This window comes from Photobacterium obscurum (assembly GCF_026191635.1).
Taxonomy (GTDB): Bacteria; Pseudomonadota; Gammaproteobacteria; order Enterobacterales; family Vibrionaceae; genus Photobacterium; species Photobacterium obscurum.
This window is the reverse complement of the sequence record NZ_JAKRRW010000024.1, coordinates 65,593-85,948: the sequence shown is the minus strand read 5'-3', so window position 1 is coordinate 85,948 and position 20,356 is coordinate 65,593. Positions and strand designations below refer to the sequence as shown.

At 45.9% G+C, this 20,356-nt stretch carries 18 protein-coding genes and 1 pseudogene; 9 read left to right on the top strand and 10 right to left on the bottom strand.

The genetic code is table 11. From position 1 onward, the window contains the following. The 7 genes and pseudogenes from MD588_RS21915 to cas6f form a co-directional block, all read left to right on the top strand. On the top strand, positions 1 to 200 hold a 200-nt coding region (locus MD588_RS21915), incomplete at its 5' end, for a hypothetical protein (protein WP_265699876.1). Positions 201 to 491: 291 nt separating this feature from the next. Beyond that, positions 492 to 2,378: a methyl-accepting chemotaxis protein gene (locus MD588_RS21910; protein WP_265699875.1), complete on the top strand. Its 1,887-nt coding sequence runs from the start codon at positions 492 to 494 to the stop codon at positions 2,376 to 2,378. Between the two features lie 669 nt (positions 2,379 to 3,047). Continuing rightward, positions 3,048 to 3,503, top strand: a pseudogene (locus MD588_RS26165) (TniQ family protein); the annotation flags it as partial. A 159-nt stretch (positions 3,504 to 3,662) separates the two neighbouring features. Beyond that, entirely contained in the window at positions 3,663 to 4,220 is a 558-nt protein-coding gene (locus MD588_RS21905; RefSeq protein WP_265699874.1) for a hypothetical protein, read from the top strand. A gap of 3 nt (positions 4,221 to 4,223) precedes the next feature. Next, positions 4,224 to 6,143 carry a type I-F CRISPR-associated protein Csy2 gene (locus tag MD588_RS21900; RefSeq protein WP_265699873.1) on the top strand — a complete coding sequence of 640 codons (1,920 nt, stop codon included), beginning with the start codon at positions 4,224 to 4,226 and terminating at the stop codon, positions 6,141 to 6,143. Further along, positions 6,124 to 7,155: a type I-F CRISPR-associated protein Csy3 gene (csy3, locus tag MD588_RS21895; RefSeq protein WP_322784266.1), complete on the top strand. Its 1,032-nt coding sequence runs from the start codon at positions 6,124 to 6,126 to the stop codon at positions 7,153 to 7,155. The genes MD588_RS21900 and csy3 overlap by 20 nt, the downstream gene beginning before the upstream one ends. Before the next feature lie 4 nt (positions 7,156 to 7,159). After that, positions 7,160 to 7,759 (top strand): type I-F CRISPR-associated endoribonuclease Cas6/Csy4, encoded by a 600-nt coding sequence (gene cas6f, locus MD588_RS21890; protein ID WP_265699870.1) that lies wholly within the window; start codon positions 7,160 to 7,162, stop codon positions 7,757 to 7,759. 598 nt (positions 7,760 to 8,357) lie between these two features. Here the strand turns inward: cas6f and MD588_RS21885 are convergent. The 10 genes from MD588_RS21885 to MD588_RS21840 form a co-directional block, all read right to left on the bottom strand. Then, the gene (locus MD588_RS21885; protein ID WP_265699869.1) at positions 8,358 to 9,089 is read right to left on the bottom strand and encodes a hypothetical protein; all 732 of its coding nucleotides are present in this window, start codon (positions 9,087 to 9,089) and stop codon (positions 8,358 to 8,360) included. A 310-nt stretch (positions 9,090 to 9,399) separates the two neighbouring features. Next, a complete protein-coding gene (locus MD588_RS21880) occupies positions 9,400 to 10,380 on the bottom strand; it encodes a SphA family protein (protein WP_265699868.1) in 981 nt (326 codons plus the stop codon). 200 nt (positions 10,381 to 10,580) lie between these two features. Beyond that, entirely contained in the window at positions 10,581 to 10,898 is a 318-nt protein-coding gene (locus MD588_RS21875; RefSeq protein ID WP_265699867.1) for a Rieske (2Fe-2S) protein, read from the bottom strand. A 299-nt stretch (positions 10,899 to 11,197) separates the two neighbouring features. After that, positions 11,198 to 11,752 carry a putative Fe-S cluster assembly protein SufT gene (sufT, locus tag MD588_RS21870; protein WP_265699866.1) on the bottom strand — a complete coding sequence of 185 codons (555 nt, stop codon included), beginning with the start codon at positions 11,750 to 11,752 and terminating at the stop codon, positions 11,198 to 11,200. A gap of 13 nt (positions 11,753 to 11,765) precedes the next feature. Then, positions 11,766 to 12,227 carry a Fe-S cluster assembly sulfur transfer protein SufU gene (gene sufU, locus MD588_RS21865; RefSeq protein ID WP_265699865.1) on the bottom strand — a complete coding sequence of 154 codons (462 nt, stop codon included), beginning with the start codon at positions 12,225 to 12,227 and terminating at the stop codon, positions 11,766 to 11,768. A 41-nt stretch (positions 12,228 to 12,268) separates the two neighbouring features. Next, positions 12,269 to 13,549 carry a cysteine desulfurase gene (locus tag MD588_RS21860; RefSeq protein ID WP_265699863.1) on the bottom strand — a complete coding sequence of 427 codons (1,281 nt, stop codon included), beginning with the start codon at positions 13,547 to 13,549 and terminating at the stop codon, positions 12,269 to 12,271. Further along, entirely contained in the window at positions 13,546 to 14,943 is a 1,398-nt protein-coding gene (sufD, locus tag MD588_RS21855) for a Fe-S cluster assembly protein SufD (RefSeq protein WP_265699861.1), read from the bottom strand. Before sufD ends, MD588_RS21860 begins: the two co-directional genes overlap by 4 nt. Before the next feature lie 59 nt (positions 14,944 to 15,002). After that, complete coding sequence (gene sufC, locus MD588_RS21850) at positions 15,003 to 15,755, bottom strand: Fe-S cluster assembly ATPase SufC (RefSeq protein ID WP_265699860.1); 753 nt, start codon at positions 15,753 to 15,755, stop codon at positions 15,003 to 15,005. A gap of 26 nt (positions 15,756 to 15,781) precedes the next feature. Further along, entirely contained in the window at positions 15,782 to 17,236 is a 1,455-nt protein-coding gene (gene sufB, locus MD588_RS21845) for a Fe-S cluster assembly protein SufB (protein WP_265699859.1), read from the bottom strand. A gap of 38 nt (positions 17,237 to 17,274) precedes the next feature. Next, a complete protein-coding gene (locus MD588_RS21840; RefSeq protein WP_265699858.1) occupies positions 17,275 to 17,709 on the bottom strand; it encodes an SUF system Fe-S cluster assembly regulator in 435 nt (144 codons plus the stop codon). Between the two features lie 299 nt (positions 17,710 to 18,008). On the opposite strand from MD588_RS21840, the gene MD588_RS21835 reads away from it, so the two are divergent. Both MD588_RS21835 and dhaK read left to right on the top strand, forming a co-directional pair. Continuing rightward, complete coding sequence (locus MD588_RS21835; protein ID WP_265699856.1) at positions 18,009 to 19,181, top strand: GGDEF domain-containing protein; 1,173 nt, start codon at positions 18,009 to 18,011, stop codon at positions 19,179 to 19,181. 82 nt (positions 19,182 to 19,263) lie between these two features. After that, positions 19,264 to 20,331, top strand: coding sequence for a dihydroxyacetone kinase subunit DhaK (gene dhaK, locus MD588_RS21830; protein WP_265699854.1), 1,068 nt, complete (start codon positions 19,264 to 19,266; stop codon positions 20,329 to 20,331). Positions 20,332 to 20,356: the final 25 nt, after the last annotated feature.

The following is a 20,356-nucleotide window of genomic DNA, read 5'->3' as shown; positions in this document are numbered from 1 at the left end:
GAACAACGCTTCATACGACTTCAGGTCGCACGGACAGAAACACGTTAGAGTATTTATTCTGGTTTGGTTGTGTTGGATTAGATGTGGTATTGCAATCTATTGTAAACAGGTTCGGTTTTTTCAACACTTCAGATATGTGTCGGCTGCGCGACAAATATCCCTCTTTGTTAATGGCGCTTCGTGCGATAACCAAGCTCTGATTACTCGAACCTAAGAGTGATTGTTCTGAGCACACCAACAGTAAATTTGCAGTTTCTCAAACCATGCTCTATCAACCTACGTTAAGCATTTCACTGCGCTCGCAATTGAGAAATTCCGAGCGGTCTATATTTTGCACATATTGGAATTAATACTCTATTAAAGTGGGTGTTTATTCAATGGCACCACTGTACAGTTGCCAGGCTTTACCTATAATGCGCGTGTTAGTGTTGCATGTTTTGGTGGGGAGTTTCCCGCCTTTAATTTTTTGACGGACAAGAAGTAGAACTGAAATGAAATCATTGGGATTTAAGAGAACAATTATTCTCTCGACCGTATTGCTGGTTACCTCCTGCTTGCTGGTAGCCAACTGGCTTTCCTATTCCAATCTAAAGCACAACACCATTGCCGATGTGGATTTACTCTCCTCGACCACGGTCAGATACGAAGCTTCCAGGGTTGAAAAATGGCTGGCAGATAAAGCGACAGGTATCGAAACCATGGCTAATAACTACAAGCCCGGTCTGTCACAAGACCGCTACCTGGATATGGCCCGGTACACCAAAGAATCTAATGGACTGGCATATGCGGTATTTGCCTTTAACAACGGCGTAGCCTATGCCAATGACGGGATCACCCACCCGGACGAATGGGACTTTCGTGATCGTCCCTGGTTTACAAAAGCCAAGTCCTCCAATAAAACCGAACTAACCGACGTTTACAAAGACGCAACAACGGGTAAGGATGTTATCTCTATTACCAAGAACGCGGGTGATGTTGTGGTTATGGGCGACCTCGAACTGGACATGATTCATGATGTTGTAGAGAGCGTAAACGTAAACGGAGCCGTTACTGTCATCCTTGATGAGTCGGGTAAAGCTCTGGCGTCTAACTCAAAGGCCGTTGTAACAGGAACGCGCTTTAATGAAAAAGGGATGCCTGAAGTCCATCGTGAGATGCTTGGCAATGACGAAGCTATTGTAAAATACACCCTCAACGGCGTGGACAAGTTAGCGTTTACCAAGAAGATTCATCTGGCTAACGGTAAATCGTGGCATCTATTCATCGGTATTAATAAGTCAATAGCTTATAAGAATATTGAGGAAGCGCTAATGGATTCAATCATTACTTCGGTGATAATGCTATCCATCGCTATCCTGTTGACTGTGATTATCCTGAATGCGGTATACCGCCCTATCCTGCTGCTTAAGGAAATGGTACTCGACTTATCCAGGGGCAACGGTGACTTAACTCGCCGCATCCCAGTCACCAGCACCGATGACCTGGGAGAAATCTCAGAAGGGATCAACGGCTTTATCGGTAACCTACAAGAATTGATGATAGAGGTTAGTCAAAGCTCCGAACACATCTCTAAGAGCGTAGGCCAACTCAAGAGCCAGTCAGATGATAACATCGGCGTATTGAGAGAACACACCAAGGAGACAGAGCTGATTGTGTCTGCGGTAGAAGAAATGAGTGCCACCGCTAATGATGTCGCCCAGAATGCTGCTGCCGCATCCCAATCAACCATTGAGGCTAACGGTCAGGTTGGTAGCGCCAAGAATGATGTTCAGGTAGCGGAAGATACCGTTTCCCAGTTAGTGAGTGATGTAGAGACGACGTCACACCGCATCGCCGAAATTGAGCATGATACGTTAGAGATCACTAATGTGTTAAAGGTTATTGGGGAAATCGCTGATCAGACTAACCTGCTGGCACTGAATGCCGCCATTGAAGCGGCGCGGGCAGGTGAACAAGGACGAGGCTTTGCTGTCGTTGCCGATGAAGTTAGAGCGCTTGCGGCCAGAACCCAGGCCAGCACAGCGGAGATTGAACAAACCCTGACCAAGTTACGCAACGGGTCTGTTACCGCCATCACGGCAATGGATGCCACAAAGACGTCTTGTGAGCAAACGGCCAACAACGCTTCACGGATCTCTGCAAGCCTGGATGAGATTGCAACTGCCGTAACGGGTATCAATGACCTTAACATGCAGATTGCTACCGCGGCAGAGCAACAAAACAGCGTCTCTGAAGAGATCTCTCGCAACATGGCGTCGATCCGTGAAATAGTCACCGTGCTGGCAAGCAATGGCGAAGCGGCTACAGACGAAACCAACAGCCTTGCTGCTGCAAACAGCCAACTCAAAACGGTCGTTAGTAAATTCAAACTTCAATAATCCAGGGAGGCTTCGGCCTCCTTGATTTTTATATTACCGTGTTAGCAATTTGTTAAACAAAGCCGCTTCGCGTTAGAGTGAATCACGTTCCATTCATACACACACTCCTGTGAGACACTATCGGAATGATGGTGTCTCACAGGAGAAACCACTATGAACCCCAACGAACAACAACACTTTGATATCCTTTATTAACAGCATATTACCAATCTAAAATCACGAGAAAAACTTGGGAAAAAGAGAGCGTCAGAAGGTGATCGTCAGGGATTAGAAAAAGTATGTTAAAACTACAGACGTGATCTGATGGTGAGTTAATGCTCTAAATGGCATCGGGGCAAAAGCTTCTCAGTTCGTAAAACCCGAACCGCACTTTACGAACCGTTCCTCAAACACGTTTCGGGCAGAATGTTGGACAATTGGGAAACAGCTTGTTTCACGAATGAGTAGTCCTGAATTTGGTCAACAGCCTGTTGACCAAATTGAAGCTCGACGTCTAAACCAATTAGCCAGCTTTATCGTGAAAAAGACGAGTTATAAAACGTTTGGGGCGTTTCCGTGTTACACCCGCAGTCAAGGAGGTCATCGCTCAGCCCTTACCTAACTCCGACCGATAGTCCTTCCTATTGCTATTATTATGCTAGACAGGAACGATTCGGAAGATACTAGTGCATGCTACTGCAACGGCCTGACCCCTTTACTGATGAAACCCTAGAAAGCTATTTGATACGCGTTGGAGCGATGAATGGATATCGGGAGCCAGACAAATTTTTGTCGGCATTAAAACGTTTTTTGTATAGTAAGTCCCCATCACTATTTCAGCCATTCCCTCAAAGCCTTAGTGCCTTCAACCCCTGCCACGCGAATCTAGATAGCTCCTCTCGGATACATACCATTAGGGAGTTGAGCCAACTTGTATTTAAAGAGCCGTTATCATTACAACGCCTTTTGCTAAATCGTGCCTCGGGAAAATTTTCACCAAACAGTACTGCATTAATTCGACATGACGAAATAATACCGAGAGCCTTATTGCGTTCACGACCAGTCTGTTGTCCAACTTGCTTAAAAGAAACCGGCTATGCACGGTACTGGTGGCATTTTCGCGGGTACCTATCCTGTCACATCCATAGTACAGAGTTGATAGACACTTGCCACAGTTGCGGTGCTCTCATTGACTATCGAAGTAGTGGATTACTTCAAACATGCCAGGTTTGCGAACAACACTTGACTGCAAACGCAAGTAACTCAAGCTGTGTGGCTATCTCTTCTTGGTTAGCTGGCAATAATGTGAGTCCTTTACCTAGTTTGGGGAAAAGCTACCGCTGGGGAATCGTACATTGGTGGCTACAAAAACACGATGTTATCGATAGCGAAGTGTTTATCGCATACTGGAGAAAATGGCCTTCTAATTACCGCCAGCACCTGAGCTATCACATTGAAGACAAATTCGAATTTGCCCCAGATGAACCCCAACAGCTAACAGCTAAATACGTCCTTGGTGATTATCTCTTTAACTGTGCGCAGCTACCCGATAGAAACCTAAACCACAACATATTGTTGCGCGAGACAATTTCTTATCTGGACGAGCATTTATGGGATGATGATGGCAGGCTTGCCAATTTAAGAATGTCGGCCTTTGACGTCGCCCTGATACTCGGTACGTCACCAGAACAAGTTGCAGCACTTCATGAGCAACGTCTACTACGCCCTATTAACATGTTTGCTTCGCCGAAGCCTCCCAAAAAAACAGCTCCTGTTTTCGCGCTTGGTGATGTTTTTTGCCTTTGGGTGACGGATTTTCAGACGTTGTCTTTCAACCGCTCGACATATGTCTCAAAGTGGTGATTCATGGACATAAAGAAGCTTCTTGATGATACAGATTCTGGAGATGTCGATCACGTGCTGAGAAAAGCGTTCAGCCCTGTTACAGTGCCCCTCGAGATCTCCACTGGATTAGAGCCTGCGCTTATTACGCTAATTAACTTAACTGATAAAACATCAGATCAAAGTAACCTTCTGTGTAAAAACAAGTGTAAAGAGAAGTTGAGAGATCAAAAGTGGTGGGTAACGTGTCTCAATACGGTCCAGTCAATGCAGAGTCACAACGTCAAGTTCCCGGACTATCAAGCGACAGGCACAATACGCACACTTCCAAAGGGCGCTTTACCCCCCCATCTACTGTCATCATCTAAGCTAGCCAATACAGACTGGCATTATGCACGCAATTCAGCCTGTGTGAACAAATCAGCATTCCTTTGTAGTGAGTTTGAACTGAAAGGGACTCTCACCAAACTGGCTGAGCTGCTAAAGGATGAAGCCAGCCCTATTTGGAAGTCACTCAGAAGGCTTGGTTGTTATGCTAAGTACCAAAAGCAAGCAGTAAATTACCTGAAAAATATCGAGGATCATATCTTAGAGGTTACTCTCACCCCCAATAACATCCGTCAAGTCACTTTTCCTGTAAATGAGAATGAATACATAACGTTAACTCCAACTCTCTCACAAACGATGCAGGCACAGATACACAGAGAGCTTGAAGACAAACGCAGGCTAACCGCCATCTATCACTGTGATAGAGCTCCTAATATAGGGTATTTCGTTGCGAAAGCTGGAGGTAGGATCCGAACTATCAAAACGCAACCACATATTCCCCAAACTCAGGAAAAATACACTCCAGCTAAACAATGGCTAACTAAGCCGCGCTTTGAGGCAATGGATTTTTTTCTTGAACGAGAAAACTTGCTGATCACAGCAAATCACAAAAAACGAATGCATAAGGCCGCAAGAAAACAGATTAAAAATATGCTGTTAGAGTGGCAATTAGGGCTAGCTGACTATGAAAGTCTAAATTCTCGAGAGCTGGCTCAAGGTTTCAACTATTGCCTTTCCAGAACTCGTAACGCCCATAGATTCGCCTACCTGCCAGAACTAACTCAACTGTTCGAAGAGTTATTTGCTAAGCCCAGTCCCCATAATGAACTTCCAACGCAACACGACAAGAGCCAGCACTCTAGCGATTACATGATTATCCCGAAAATCAAAATTGGTCACGCCAATGCAGAAAGCAGTGGCTATACAATTGGGCTCCCATCGCTTATCGGCATTTTTGGCTACCTTCACGCGTTTGAACGCAGGGTACGTAAAGACTATCCAAAATTTTCGTTCAAACGCTTTGCCCTACGCCTAGAACGCTTTCATCTCGAAAGAAGAGGAATTACCTTAGAAGCCTCCAAGATAAAAAATGAGAACATCGCCCCTCCAGCCCTCCGAGATTCCTGGCAATGTGATATGACTATGAGCGTACTATTGGAGTGTGAAAGCGCAGATGAGGTAAAACTCGCCGAAGTACCCAGGTGGCTGCCTAATCGTCTTTGTCGTGGTCATACTCATATTCCTCATGAAGTACAAGACCGTATTCAAATATCACATGATTTAAAGCTCTGTATCAAAGAACTGCAACAACAACCTGGTCTATGGCTATTGGCTGATGAACACCATGAAATCACCGACGTGCAAATACTGTTAGAACAAATTGATACTAACAGGCTAGTCACATGCCTCGGTTACCATCTCATAAGTAGTCCTGCAACCGACAAAGGTAGTATGTATGGATATCCCCACGCATTTTGTGAACCCGTACTAGGGCTAGTCTGCACTATGCAGAGCATCCATCATAAACAAATCGACTCTCTGCTCTGGCGATATCAATGGGTGGAATCAGGTCCGATACTCACAACTAGCGAGAACAATGATGAGACTGCCAAATAAACTTTCATACCAACGGTCTATAGATCCTAGTGAAGTTACCTTCTTCGTCAACTGGCCTGACGGTAGTACGAGACCACTACGTAAAAAAACAATCACAGTACTTGGAATGCATGAAGGCACCCACTCTGCATACAAAGATGGCGGTGATATAAATGAGAGTGTTACACCAAATGATCTCGCCACTGGGAATCCACACGATATTGACTACTGTAATATTCCGTATAACGCAGAATCTGTCGAATGCCATTTTTCTGTCACCATCGAAAACAAAGTAACAGTACCAAAAACCTGCATCGATCCTGATGTTACGCATACACTAAAAGAGCTAGTTGCCGCTTACCAACAACGTATCGGCTTTGCATACCTCGCAGAAAAGTATCTCACCAATATTATCAATGGTGCATGGCTATGGGACAACCAGTCTACAAATTCAACAACAATTCAAGTCGAAACGAATAAGGGAATTTTTGTTGAGGCTCAAAACGTTCATTACAAACGTTTTGAACCTGGATGGGAGAAAAGACTGGCAAACTGGCCACAGCTTGTCGCCTTATTTACTAATGCATTGCTCAATGAACGGGACTATCTGTCACTCGAAATTTCTGCTCATCTGGTTTATCCAACCAATAAACCCTTAAAACTAAGCCAAAAATGTATCATTCACCAACAGCGTGGAAAAGGACGTCAATATCAAACAACAACAATCGGTGGTGAAGAAAGCCCAATATTTGGTGCATACAAAACCGGGGCTGCCATTGCTCTGGTAGATGACTGGTATCCCAATGCACAAGAAACCCTGAGAGTGAATCACTATGGTATCGATAAGACCAACGGCATCACCTACCGACATCCTGATACAGGTCTTGATCTGTTTTCTCTTTTAAAACGCTCAGAAGAGTTCCTAGACCTATTAACCAATGAAAAGCCATTAGATGAAGAAACTATCAAGCAGCTTCATTTTGTGATGGCCAACCTAATCAAAGGCGGTCCACTACAACAAAAGGGAAACTAGAATCATGCAAGAATTACTATTTCGCACGGTCAAATTCCTACCCGTACACAAAAACAACGAAGCTCTTGCGCTCCGCTGTATCAAGGCAGTACATGGCTTTTGCACACAATACCGACTCAATGACATCGCAATATCTTTCCCAAACTGGAGTTATGATACTGTTGGGGACAAACTAACATTAGTCAGTGTCAATCCGCTTCACCTCGACTCACTGCTTAACCAACACTACTTCAATGAAATGGTGATTAGAGAGTACTTCAGCATTTCCGAGTTACGATCAGTACCACCGAATACTGGCTATGCTTACTTTTTTAGGAACCAAGCAATAGACAACGCATTTCCCAATGCTGATACAAGAAAGCAAAAACGACTTGAAAAACGAGCTGCCAGCCGCGGAGAAGATTACCAATCAAATTGTACCAATCAAACTTCTCCCATCCTCCTGCAGCACTACCATACACTCAAAATTTCAAGTAAAAGCAATGGTAATCCGTTTCGACTCAATATTCAGCGAGAACTCACCACATATGAACCACCAGGTACAGTAACCAGCTACGGGTTATCCAATAAATCGGATAAGAGATTTGCTGTCCCTCTTATTTAACCCTTTTCTTAAAGGCATCCATAACTCTTTGATTTAAAATGTTACTAATGAAGGCTATAGAAAAGGGTATTCGGCGGAATTTTATCTAAGAATATGTTTTAGCTGAGCTATAATCATATTTGCAACAGTTCACTGCCGTATAGGTAGCTGATAAAAGAGTAATTGAAGAATTCATTTTAAATAAATAATTTACTGCCGAATAGGTAGGTTGCACAAAATATGATAAAGGAACTGCAACTGGTGCCGTTCCTTTATCATTTATAACTCACGAACAATACAGCATAACAAGTAAGTTCAACATAATATTTACTCATATATTTCTCACAGGTTCTTAAAAGATGTTTTTAGTAATCATTACGAACAAGAAGCAGATGTATGAAACTTTCTTTCACTAAAGGATACTCTCAGATTTCATTCTCACAAAAATATCAACTTATGGTTGTTTTTTCTTATATCAATATATGGTTGTTTTTTGGGTAACCTCTTGAGTATAAGGGAATCGTAAATATCACTTTATGGTTGTTTCAACATTTTTTGTAAAAACAACCATATATTTTATGGTTGTTTCAACATTTTTAATCCAGTAGAAAAATAATGATTATTTCTCTAGCTGCTCGTTTATTAAACGAGTCCGCTCGTTAGTAGCACGGTTACGGATTTCGTGCATCACAAACGTCTGAGCATCACGTGTCCAGGCCTGGCCTGACTCAGGATCATAGTCATACGGAAGTGCTATCCCCTCTGGAGCATAAGCATCAATTCCTGCATCACGAGATGTGCTTATAGTACGCAAACTATGCACATAGAAACCGACAACGACCGTTTTTCCTAACTTATCAACACCACCAGCCTGTTTAACCACTTCATCAGCAACACCAATAGTGCTCAGGTAGACAATCGTTCCGTCAGCGCCAATTTGCGGATTAATTGATGTTAGGTACTCAGGAGCAATACGATCACCGATTGACTGAGCGATTTCCCACTGGGCATAAACCGGTTTACCCGTTTTTTTATGGATATCGACCACAACATCGGCCAGCGCCTCATTCATTGGACCGGGCTCTTGGTTACCATTCGGCGCCACTCGGTTACCAAACGCATAGGCTAAGATACTATCAGCTTGATCAAGCGGTAACGGCTCACCTTGCCAAGTTAAAATTTCATTCATTAAAAACTCAGCGGTGTAAGCGGCCACGTCCTTATTCTGCAACTGCTCTGCCAGCTTTGCTTCAATCGCATCCTGTAGCTGCTCGTCTGTGATACTGTCAGAAGCTGCAAATGCCGGGAAGCAAGCCATGACGGCCATAAGTACTAGAGACTTAAGTTTCATGCTTTTCAAAAGCATACCTTTAAAATATTAAAACATTTGAAAAAACTAGCTGCCGTAAACATAGCCTAAAGGAATACGAATGTGGGTAAGCTCTATCTAGTTCTTAGAGCAAAGTTCAGAATTAACGATAATTGATATTCCATTCATAACTTTTACATTTTATGGCTCGGTTGTTGTATGGTTGCGCGCTTAATTTATTATTTAAAACATAAGCTTAACCATAAAACATTCATGCAGCTATGAAACTTGGATAAAGGTTGCAGACAGCGCATCACCACTGTTTTTTCTTAGATAAAGCTATCTGCAACCTTTAATACTCTGCACGTATCTTGAGTGAGAAGGTATCACCGTTATAGCGTCGCTTTGTTTCGAACTCATGCAGCCATTTCAGCTCTGCGATAATCTTGGTACTCGCCCACTTAGCCCGATAACTCAAAACCGGCCCCACTCCAAGGGCCTGACTTTTAAAGTCCCCCTGAGTCGCCCCCGATCCGCTGTCACCAGTGAGTTGCTGATACCAATAGCCACTTATGCCAATACCTGAAAAACCTCCCAGTAGAATAACGTACTGAACGAACGTCGAATCAATATGGAATTGTGTACCGGTGTGGTAATCGGTATCAGTATTCTTGGTATTAAAGTCGATACCGCCAAAAACCGAAAACTCGCGGCCTATTGCAGGCTCAATATGGATCAAGGCCAACGCCGGTGAAAAGGTCCAATAGTTTTTTCCAGTATTAGCCAATCGACCTCGCTCATATCCCCCGGTGGGAGTATAAATGGCAAACCGAAAATCACTTTGCCAGTATTTTTCGATGGCATAAGAGACCATCAATGGCTGTAAGACCAAGTCGCCAATACCGCTATTTTTATCTGTTACCCGCCTGGAGGTATTACTATTTGCTCGTTCACCCTCATCGATATTTGCGCTTACTGTTGTCGAAACATAAGGCAACGACATAGCCATTGCATAAGACCATTCTTCAGTACCCTCCCAACCGGGATTCCAAACTAAGTGCAGCGCTAATTCTTTTGTCTCGACATCAACATCAGTCGCAATGACTCCGGCAATAGGCACCTTTAACCCTTTACTGTTTGCAGAACCATCATACTGGCTAGCATTCAAGCGAGCCACAAAAGCGGCTTCTGCCGGTATCATGTCAACGGTCGACGCTAGAGAGCCAGGCGTGTAATGACCACTTCCCCCCTCTTCTGCTAAAGCCATATTGAGAGCCGTCACAAACGCTAAAGCGCCAATTAATAAACAAAGACGGATTGCGAACACTCTCATACCAATCCCCTAAGTCGATCCAGAGTACCGTTCTACTCCATTCGGGCTATAACTTCATATTGAGATAGCTTAGGCAAAACTAGCCTGGTTGCCGCTTCAAATATGAAGAGATAAGGCCAATTATTTCTGTTGAGAATAATCACTGAAAATGAGAGAGAATCATATCGCGGCAGCATGTAACATGTAACATGGGTATATAACTACTGCGGTTCGTCGAAAACCTGAATTTTGCCATCAACAACCCGAGTTATATAACTGTCGATATCTTCAAAGGCTGGAGCGCACAGTGCTTCACCGGTTCTCAGGCAGAAACGCGCACCATGGCGAGGGCAGGTTATTTCATCGCCATCAATCTCCCCTTCAATCAAATCACCGCCATCGTGGCTACACACGTTTTCAACGGCATAGAAGCTACCATTGATATTCACCAAGATAAGCTCCACTTCGTCCAGCACAATAAGGGCATATGCTCCTGCCGAAAGGGCCTTAGCAGGCATCACATCAATCCACTTAGCCATAACTAGTACCTTATCACATAAGTTTTGACCAGTTCAGAGTTCCATCAGTGAGGTGAGTATAAGGCACATTGTTGAAGGAATACGCTTGTCTTTCAAAACAATGTAACGCCATAATCGCCTTGCTGGGGAACTCCCTACGGGCGGGGATCAAATGGCTTTCTACGGCGTTAGATGCTTTTGACGTAGAGCCACTATGCCCTCAAGCATCTGTCTTGTATAAAGCCATTTTATCATCCGCTGAACTCATCAAAATTTATGTGACAAGGTACTAGTACCTTGTCACATAAATTTTAACCAGTTCAGAGCATCCCCAACTGTAGTTTCGCCGCATCGGACATCATTTCGCGGCTCCAAGGCGGATCATAAACCACCTTCACATCCACGAGATCGACACCGGGAACAGTTAATACTTTTTGCCGTATATCATCCGCCAGCACGGGTCCCATACCGCATCCTGCCGCTGTTAGTGTCATGGTTATTCGAACCATCTGGCGACCATCAAGCAGCGTTTCGCAACTTAAGTGGTAAATCAGCCCCAAATCAACAATATTGACCGGGATCTCCGGATCGTAGCAGGTTCTCAATTGCGCTTTTACCTGCTCGAGATCAACCTCAAATAACAAATGGCTTTCAGGTTTGGACTGTAAGGTGGTAACTCGTGTTTTACCAAGCGCATCGGCATCGGCTCCGGCAATACGAAGTAATCGCCCGTGGTCATTAACTGTAAAGGTGTTTCCCAAGGCCTGGGTGATCAGCACTTCAGTATCTTTGGGCAAAATAGTCGCTATACCCGAGGGAATGGCAATGGCATTACAGTCACGTAATAGCGTTACAGGCTCGCCAGACTGGTTCATCACTTCGGCTCCTCTACTCGGTCGATACCACCAGAGAAGGATCCTGATGATCTAATCCGGCTTTAAGGGTATGCCAGGCCAAGGTGGCACACTTTATTCGACTGGGAAACTCCCTCACACCTCCCAGTACCGTCAATTTTCCCAGGCTTTCCATTGTTATATCCAATGATTCAGGCTCTGTCACGAACTGGTGAAAAGCCTTGAACAGCCGCTCTGCCTGCTCAAGAGTCTTGCCTTTTATCTGCTCTGTCATCAACGATGCAGATGCCACCGAAATTGCGCAACCTGTTCCTTCAAAACTGGCATCAACAACGCAGTCGTTCTCTACCCTGAGATAAACGACCAGCCGATCACCGCAAAGTGGATTAAAGCCTTCCTGACAATAGGTTGGATTATCGAGTTTTTTAAAGTTGCGAGGATGCCGACCGTGATCGATGATCAGTTCCTGATATAACTCGCGTAATTCCTCGTTCATCGACGGTATCCCCAACACGTTATTAACGAAACCTCTAACCTCTAACCAAAAAGAGCCTGTACGTGTTTCATTCCCACCATCAGCCTTTCTATATCATCTTCGCTGTTGTAAAAAGCCAGAGAAACCCGAGCTGTTGCCGGTATCCCGAAACGATCCATCAGTGGCATCGCGCAGTGGTGCCCGGCACGAATAGCAACCCCTTCCCGATCTAAAATAGAGCTGATGTCATGGGGGTGTGCGCTATCGAGAACAAAGGAAATAATACTGGCCTTATGCTTGGCCGTGCCAATAATACGCAGTCCCTTAACCGACAACAGAGCCTCGGTTGCATACTCAAGCAACTCCTGCTCACGTCGGGTAATGTTGACTAGCCCAAGGGAGTCAACATAATCAAGGGCCGCACCGAGCCCCACCGCACCGGCGATATTGGGAGTACCGGCCTCAAATTTATAGGGAAGAGTATTATAAAGCGTTTGCTCAAAACTCACCTGGCTGATCATATCACCACCACCTTGGTAGGGCGGCATTTCATCTAAATACGAGTATTTCCCATATAGCACCCCCGTCCCTGTCGGGCCATAGATTTTATGGCTGGAAAAAGCATAAAAGTCACAATCCAATGCCTGAACATCTACTGCTATATGAGGGGCGGCCTGAGCACCGTCGAGCAATACCGGAATACCCTGAGTATGAGCCATCGTTATCATCTCTTGTACTGGCAGGATGCTACCGAGAGCATTGGAGATATGGGCGATTGCAACCAGTCGGGTCCGGTTGCTTAAAAGCTGGCGATAAGCGTCAAGCTTTACTTCACCGGAATCGGTAATCGGAATAACCTTTAAATGCGCTCCAGTTTGCGCACATACAATTTGCCACGGCACAATATTCGAGTGGTGCTCCATGGTACTGATCAGGATTTCATCGCCCGGTTTTAACCGCGGACGAGCAAAACTCTGCGCCACCAAATTAATAGCTTCAGTTGTGCCTCTAACAAACACGATCTCTTCTCGCCTGGCTGCATTCAAGAAACCTTTTACCTTGTCCCTGCTCGCCTCATAGGCCTGAGTCGCTCTCTCACTTAAGGCATACACCCCACGGTGAACGTTGGCATTATCGTAACGATAATAATGTTCGATCTTTTCGATCACTGCCCTGGGCTTTTGCGAGGTAGCAGCATTATCCAAATAAGCCAAAGGCTTACTGTATACCCGCTGCTTGAGTAACGGAAAGTCATTCCACACCGAACGCCAGTTAACCTGTTCGTACGTAGCTGAAGTGCTGACGAGTGGATCTCGAACTATCGTTGTTATGCTGGTTGTCATACTCTCTGTTCCTTAACCTGCATTGGCGAGGTACTCCCGATCAAGGCATTCAGCTGAGTCAGCACCGGGGGCTGGAGAAACTGCCGAACCGCAGCAGATTCCATTGACTGCAAAATTTCAGTAATAAAAGCATTCACCAACAACGCCTGGGCATCTTTGGCTGCGATACAACGCGTCTGCAGATAAAAAAGGGCTGCGGGATCTAACTGTCCCACGGTCGCCCCGTGGCCGCACTTTACATCATCGGCGTAAATCTGCAGCTCAGGCTTGGTATCCACCTCGGCTTTTGCCGACAGCAGTAGGTTTTTGTTCACCAGTTGCGCGTCGCTACCCTGGGCATCAGGATGAACCACCACCATGCCGTTAAACACCGCCCTCGCGCGATCCTGAATCACTCCCTTGTATAGCTCCCTGCTGGTGCAACTTGGTTTGTAATGATCAATCTGGGTATGGAAATCCACATGTTGCTTACCACCAATACAATAAGCTCCGTATAAGCGGCACTCGGCCTCTTCCTCAACCAACTTGATATGTATGTCATTTCTAGACAAGCCAGCCCCAAGCGACAAGTTATGGCTGCTAAATGCGCTACCGCGCTGCTGCTCAACGTGCAACCCGCTAATATGGCTGACAATCGAAGACTCTGACTGCAATTTATAATGCTGCATCCGAGCCTCACGCCCCAGTGCCACCTCAATCAGGCTGTTAGCTAAAATAGGACTATCATTCTGCTCTTTCCCAGTCCCCCCATTAGCCCCCAAGCTTTCGCTCGCCAAATAATGTTCAATCAAACTCACTTCGGTCTGCTCGCCCAACTCCACCAGCAAACGGGGAGAACTGACAATCGGCTTGTCGATTGCAGTGGAAATAAATAGGCAGTGGATCGGGGTCTGAAGCCGAGTTCCCTTCGCTACCCGTAAAAACACCCCGTCGGCCATCAACATTGCGTTAAGGGCTGCAAACGGGTGACCTTCATCGCCAGCTATTTTTCCCAACAAAGGAGACAGCCACTTCTGGTGCCTGAAAAGAGCCTCAGAGAAGCTGCATAAAGCAATACCTTCAGGCAAGTAACTAAGGCTCGATAGCCCGGCTTCATAGCTACCGTTAATAAATACCAGTCGCAGGCTATCGGAACAGACAGGAAGCACATCAGGGTTGATATGAATGGAAGGCCGTGCACAGTAGTCGGCACGACTAAAATCGCACTGTTCAATCTGGTTTAGCCGTGTGTATTTCCAGCTTTCCACTCCGGGGCCTGGCACGCCCTGACGAGTAAAGCTTTCCAGAGCTTTATCCTGAAGCTGCCTTAACCAACCATGCTCAGTCCCTGACGGTCCAAGGAGTGTTCCACGGTGTTGAGTGTAAGCATTACAGAAACGTTCGCTGGCATTCATCGCCATTCACTCCATCTTGCTTTTTGCCTGTTGCCAACCTATAAACCTAAACCTAGCGCTTAAACCTGTTCTTCTAGTACCCAGGAACCGTAGCCTTTTTCTTCCAGCTCCAGTGCCAGTTCCGGCCCCGCCGTCCGAACGATTTTTCCATCCATCAAAACATGAACGAAATCCGGTTTAATAAAACTCAGCAGCCTTTGGTAGTGGGTAACCAAGATGATCGCCCGATCTTGCCCACGAAACGTATTGACTCCCTCAGCGATCATTTTCAGGGCATCTATATCCAAACCGGAATCTGTTTCATCGAGGATCGCCAACCTCGGCTCTAGCACCAGCATTTGCAACACTTCGTTATGTTTCTTTTCACCGCCGGAAAAGCCTTCATTAACCGCACGATAAAGCAAGCTTTCTTCCATCCCCACCTGAGCGACTTTGGCTTTAACCTGTTGCAAAAAATCTACGGCATCAAGTTCATCAAGCTGATGGTATTTTCGCTTGCTGTTAAGTGCCGTTTTCAGAAACTGAATATTACTGACACCCGGTATTTCTGTCGGGTACTGGAATGCCATAAACAGCCCTTCGCAAGCACGTTGATCCACGGAAAGCGCCATCAGATCCCGACCATCAAATAACACTTTACCTTCTGTTACCGTATAACTTTCATGTCCGGCCAAAGCATTGGCCAGTGTACTTTTACCAGAGCCATTCGGCCCCATAATGGCATGCACCTCACCAAGATTAACTGTGAGGTTTAGCCCCTTGAGGATAGCTTTGCCATCGACACTGACATGCAAATCATCAACCAGCAACATGCGCACTCTCTCCATTTATTGAAGGGTTAACCGACACAGCCTTCAAGGCTGACTTCCATCAACGCCTGGGCCTCAACCGCAAACTCCATCGGCAGCTTGCGGAATACGTCTTTACAAAATCCATTGATAATCATCGACACAGCAGCCTCCGGGGCGATCCCGCGTTGCAGACAGTAGAACAGTTGCTCATCACTGATTTTCGAAGTGGTAGCCTCATGTTCAACTCTGGCCGAGGGGTGCTTGACCTCAATATAGGGAAAAGTGTGGGCACTGCACTTATCACCTAACAGCAAGGAATCGCACTGGCTGTAATTACGAGCATTAATGGCTTTAGGGCTCACATGCACCAATCCACGGTAGGCATTTGACCCCCGGCCGGCCGAGATCCCTTTGGAAATAATCGTACTAGAAGTGTGCTTGCCGATATGGGTCATTTTGGTCCCGGTATCAGCCTGCTGATAATTATTAGTTAAGGCGACCGAGTAGAACTCGCCGCTCGAGTGATCACCCTGCAGAATCACGCTCGGGTATTTCCAGGTAATCGCAGAACCTGTCTCCACTTGAGTCCAGGATATTTTCGAATGCGCACCACGGCATAGGCCGCGCTTGGTGACAAAGTTATAGATCCCGCCTTTCCCTTCCTTATCTCCCGGATACCAGTTTTGCACCGTAGAATATTTGATTTCGGCCCTATCCAAGGCAATCAGCTCTACCACCGCGGCATGAAGTTGGTGCTCATCACGCATCGGTGCGGTGCAGCCCTCAAGGTAACTGACGTAACTATCGTCCTCGGCAATGATCAGCGTGCGTTCAAACTGGCCGGTTTTGGCCGCATTGATTCGGAAATACGTCGACAGCTCCATCGGGCAGCGGACGCCCTTAGGGATATAACAAAAGGAACCATCACTGAATACAGCAGCATTCAGTGCTGCGTAAAAATTATCAGTGTACGGAACCACAGTACCTAAATATTTCTGGATTAACTCAGGATGGTTCTGCACCGCTTCAGAAAAAGAACAGAAAATCACCCCGACATCGGCAAGCTGCTGCTTAAACGTGGTAGCGACTGAAACACTATCGAATACAGCATCGACAGCTCCTTTCACGCCGGCAAGCTGGGCTTGCTCATGGAGAGGAATTCCCAGTTTTTCGTATGTCTGAAGCAGTTTAGGATCAACATCTTCAAGACTTTTCGGCCCATTGGCAGAAGAACTCGGTGCCGCGTAATAAATTATGGCGTCATAATCAACCGGCGGATAGTGCAACTTTGACCAGGTGGGTACTGTCAGCGTCAACCAATGCCGGTAGGCCTTCAAACGCCATTCCAGCATAAATTCCGGTTCTTTTTTTTTGGCCGAGATACAGCGTATTACCTCTTCACTCAGCCCTGGCTCGAGGCGGTCTTCATCAAGATCGGTGACAAAGCCATGAGGGTATTCATCACTGACAAAATGGTCTAAGTTTTGTGTTCGAGTTGCCATTATGACCCCTCCTCGTTACAGCACCTATCGACTAGTTGTTACTCTGTCATCGTCAGTGGCTCTGTGGTTGACTCTTGAGACAGCATGTCCTGCAAGGTCACCTGGGACAAGCTGTCATATATGACCCGATTGATACCCCGCCAGTTATCACGGATCTCACAATGATCCTCAATGTGGCATAACCCTTCTTTCACCGAGCACTCGGTAATGGCAACCTTACCTTCCAAAGCATTGACGATTTGAGCAAGAGTGATCTGTTGGGCAGGAAAAGCCAGCCGGTAACCGCCGTTTTTACCGCGAGTAGACAGCACCAGGCCATTGCTGTGTAGGATCTTAAGCAGCTTGCTCACTGTCGTCGGCGGTAAATAAACCGCGCGGGCCAAGCAGGCTGTACTGAATATCTGTTCGGGGTGGCGGGCCATGTAGCTCATTAGTACAGAGCCATAGTCTGTCAACTTGCTCACACGTAACATAATCAAGCTCTCAAGCTAACTTCAGGCGCTCTCTTTAATATATAGGACTAGTATAGTGCTACTTCGAACCCCTCATATCGCTATTGCAGCATATAAGACCATTTCCGTATAAAGACGTATTGCTTATAGCCTACCGCTTCAAGGCATAGTATTAAGAACAATATCAATCTTCCACGCGCAATATGAACTTCATCACACCGCACACACAACGCACCACCAGAAAATATATATACTATTTATAGGAATAACTTGACTGTATTGTGTGCTTTATCAATTAAGTATCCACGGAAGGAAACAATATGCTCAAAATAAAATCGTTACTCTATGATCATGATAGTCTGCCGCAAGAAAGTGCTATGATTGATGAACTCATAGACAGGATCCTGATCCTATGGGCGATTATAAGCAGTATGTCGCTAATATTTTCTTTAATTAGATCGCTCGATATTGGTTGGTCGCATCGAGATGTGACACAAATTACGATTATTTCCCTCAATATTCTTGTCGCAATTCATCGACAAAAATATTCTACTAACCAGAAAGCCCTTTTCCTGATAACAGTCAATTTATGCTTGGGCATTATCGGCATTCTGACCCTTGGCATGTTTGCCGCCGGTATTTTTTTCCTTCCCGTTGCCTCTGTCATCATTGCACTTTTGTATCCCAAACAAGTTATGCTTTTCTTCTCGACCCTATCCATGGTCTTTATGGCCTACGTCGGATATGGTTTCACCGTTGGCCAACTGCATTTACCCGTCAGCGCCGAGTCCTTGATAACCAACGCCCGTCACTGGACATTTTATATCTTTTGTATGGGATTCTTTTTTTTCATTACTTGCAGCACGATTTTAAGCTATCGAAATATAGTGGAAAAATTACTAACAGAAGTAAAAAAGCAACGTGATCAGCTTGAGCTATTAGCAAATAGCGATCAACTCACGGGGCTTTATTCGGTACGTCGATTTCAAGAGCGCCTAGAATATTGCTGCCAGCGCTGTACAAGGTATAAATCTTCATTTGCACTGCTTTTTTTGGATCTCGATGATTTCAAAAAAGTAAATGATTCTTTGGGGCACGATATCGGGGATCACTGCCTGATCACGACGGCTAACCGCTTGGTGAATACCCTGCGACAAACAGATACCGTTTGCCGAATTGGCGGCGATGAGTTTGTTATTATTCTCGAAGATATAAAAGATCCCAGTGCAATTGCTGCCACTTCTCAGAAATTACTTAACGCGGTTTCCCAACCTATAACCATCGATAAGCACACTTTCCAAATCGGCTGCAGTGTCGGCATTGCCCTCTACCCTGACCACAGTGCCGATATCCCCACCCTTAAAAAAATGGCAGATAATGCAATGTATGCCGCAAAAGCCGCAGGGAAAAACAAATTTATTATCGCCGATCCTCTATCAGTTTCGACTAACGCAGGTACACGACAATCACAAGCCGCTAAAGAGCTAGTCTAGTCCTCCTTCGGGCTGAGACAGCAATTTGGCCTGTGTCGACTACCATAAACAGACAGGCGTCCAGACAGATAAGGCTAACGGCATGAAAAAAATGATCAACCATGTTGATAACGTCGTCAAAGAGCAACTGGCGGGATTTGCCAGGGCACACCCCGAACTGACAGTGAGCCTAGACCCTTTCTATATTGCCAGGCGATCGCAAAACATTCCAAAAGTCGCCCTAATCTCCGGGGGCGGAAGTGGTCATGAGCCTATGCATGGTGGTTTTGTTGGCTACGGTATGCTGGATGCCGCTTGCCCGGGTGAGATCTTTACTTCTCCCACCCCAGATCAAATGTATGAGTGCGCCCAACAGGTCAACTGCGGTAAGGGCGTACTTTTTCTGGTCAAGAACTATACCGGTGATGTGATGAACTTCGAAACCGCCGTCGAACTGCTGCATGGTGATGGAATAAACGTTCAGGCAGCACTGATTGACGACGATGTTGCAGTTAAGGACAGCCTCTATACAGCCGGGCGTCGCGGCGTTGCTGGCACTGTATTAGCAGAAAAAATTCTGGGCGCAGCAACAGAGGCAGGGTATAGCCTGGAGCAGTGCAGCGAATTGGCGAAGCGGATTACCAACCGGGCGCGTTCAATCGGGGTAGCATTATCGGCCTGTACTGTTCCGGCTGCAGGTAAACCGGGGTTCGAGTTGGCAGATAACGAGATCGAGTTCGGTATCGGTATTCATGGCGAGCCCGGTATCAAACGTGCCTCCTTTACCGACAGCGACACGACAACGACCGAAATGATGGAGCGGTTACTGGACAACAGCAGTTACCAACGGACTGTCCGTCGCTGGGAAAGTGATAAGGGTGAATGGCGCGATGAAAGCTGGACAACAGCACCGCTGATGCAGGGTGACAATGTCATTGTCTTAATTAATAGCCTCGGCGGAACTCCCCTGTCTGAGCTCTACTGCGTTTACCGCCAAGTTGCGGAGATTCTTGAAAAACAGGGGATCAGTATCGAGCGAAACCTGATCGGTGCCTACTGCACTTCGCTAGACATGCAAGGTGTCTCGGTTTCCCTGCTCAACATTGATGACGAAATGCTGGCTTTATGGGACAAACCCGTTAACACCCCAGCCCTGCGCTGGGGTTGCTAGAACTATTGAACTGAGTCACTTTTTG

What these genes read in the sequence shown, in the direction of transcription:
- csy3 (WP_322784266.1), top strand. Translation starts at nt 6,124, where the DNA reads ATGATGAGACTGCCAAATAAACTTTCATACCAACGGTCTATAGATCCT.
- sufB (WP_265699859.1), bottom strand. Translation starts at nt 17,236, where the DNA reads ATGGCAACTCGAACACAAAACTTAGACCATTTTGTCAGTGATGAATAC.
- sufU (WP_265699865.1), bottom strand. Translation starts at nt 12,227, where the DNA reads ATGAACGAGGAATTACGCGAGTTATATCAGGAACTGATCATCGATCAC.
- MD588_RS21880 (WP_265699868.1), bottom strand. Translation starts at nt 10,380, where the DNA reads ATGAGAGTGTTCGCAATCCGTCTTTGTTTATTAATTGGCGCTTTAGCG.
- MD588_RS21875 (WP_265699867.1), bottom strand. Translation starts at nt 10,898, where the DNA reads ATGGCTAAGTGGATTGATGTGATGCCTGCTAAGGCCCTTTCGGCAGGA.
- MD588_RS21835 (WP_265699856.1), top strand. Translation starts at nt 18,009, where the DNA reads ATGCTCAAAATAAAATCGTTACTCTATGATCATGATAGTCTGCCGCAA.
- MD588_RS21840 (WP_265699858.1), bottom strand. Translation starts at nt 17,709, where the DNA reads ATGTTACGTGTGAGCAAGTTGACAGACTATGGCTCTGTACTAATGAGC.
- MD588_RS21885 (WP_265699869.1), bottom strand. Translation starts at nt 9,089, where the DNA reads ATGAAACTTAAGTCTCTAGTACTTATGGCCGTCATGGCTTGCTTCCCG.
- sufC (WP_265699860.1), bottom strand. Translation starts at nt 15,755, where the DNA reads ATGTTGCTGGTTGATGATTTGCATGTCAGTGTCGATGGCAAAGCTATC.
- dhaK (WP_265699854.1), top strand. Translation starts at nt 19,264, where the DNA reads ATGAAAAAAATGATCAACCATGTTGATAACGTCGTCAAAGAGCAACTG.
- MD588_RS21900 (WP_265699873.1), top strand. Translation starts at nt 4,224, where the DNA reads ATGGACATAAAGAAGCTTCTTGATGATACAGATTCTGGAGATGTCGAT.
- cas6f (WP_265699870.1), top strand. Translation starts at nt 7,160, where the DNA reads ATGCAAGAATTACTATTTCGCACGGTCAAATTCCTACCCGTACACAAA.
- MD588_RS21910 (WP_265699875.1), top strand. Translation starts at nt 492, where the DNA reads ATGAAATCATTGGGATTTAAGAGAACAATTATTCTCTCGACCGTATTG.
- sufT (WP_265699866.1), bottom strand. Translation starts at nt 11,752, where the DNA reads ATGAACCAGTCTGGCGAGCCTGTAACGCTATTACGTGACTGTAATGCC.
- MD588_RS21860 (WP_265699863.1), bottom strand. Translation starts at nt 13,549, where the DNA reads ATGACAACCAGCATAACAACGATAGTTCGAGATCCACTCGTCAGCACT.
- sufD (WP_265699861.1), bottom strand. Translation starts at nt 14,943, where the DNA reads ATGAATGCCAGCGAACGTTTCTGTAATGCTTACACTCAACACCGTGGA.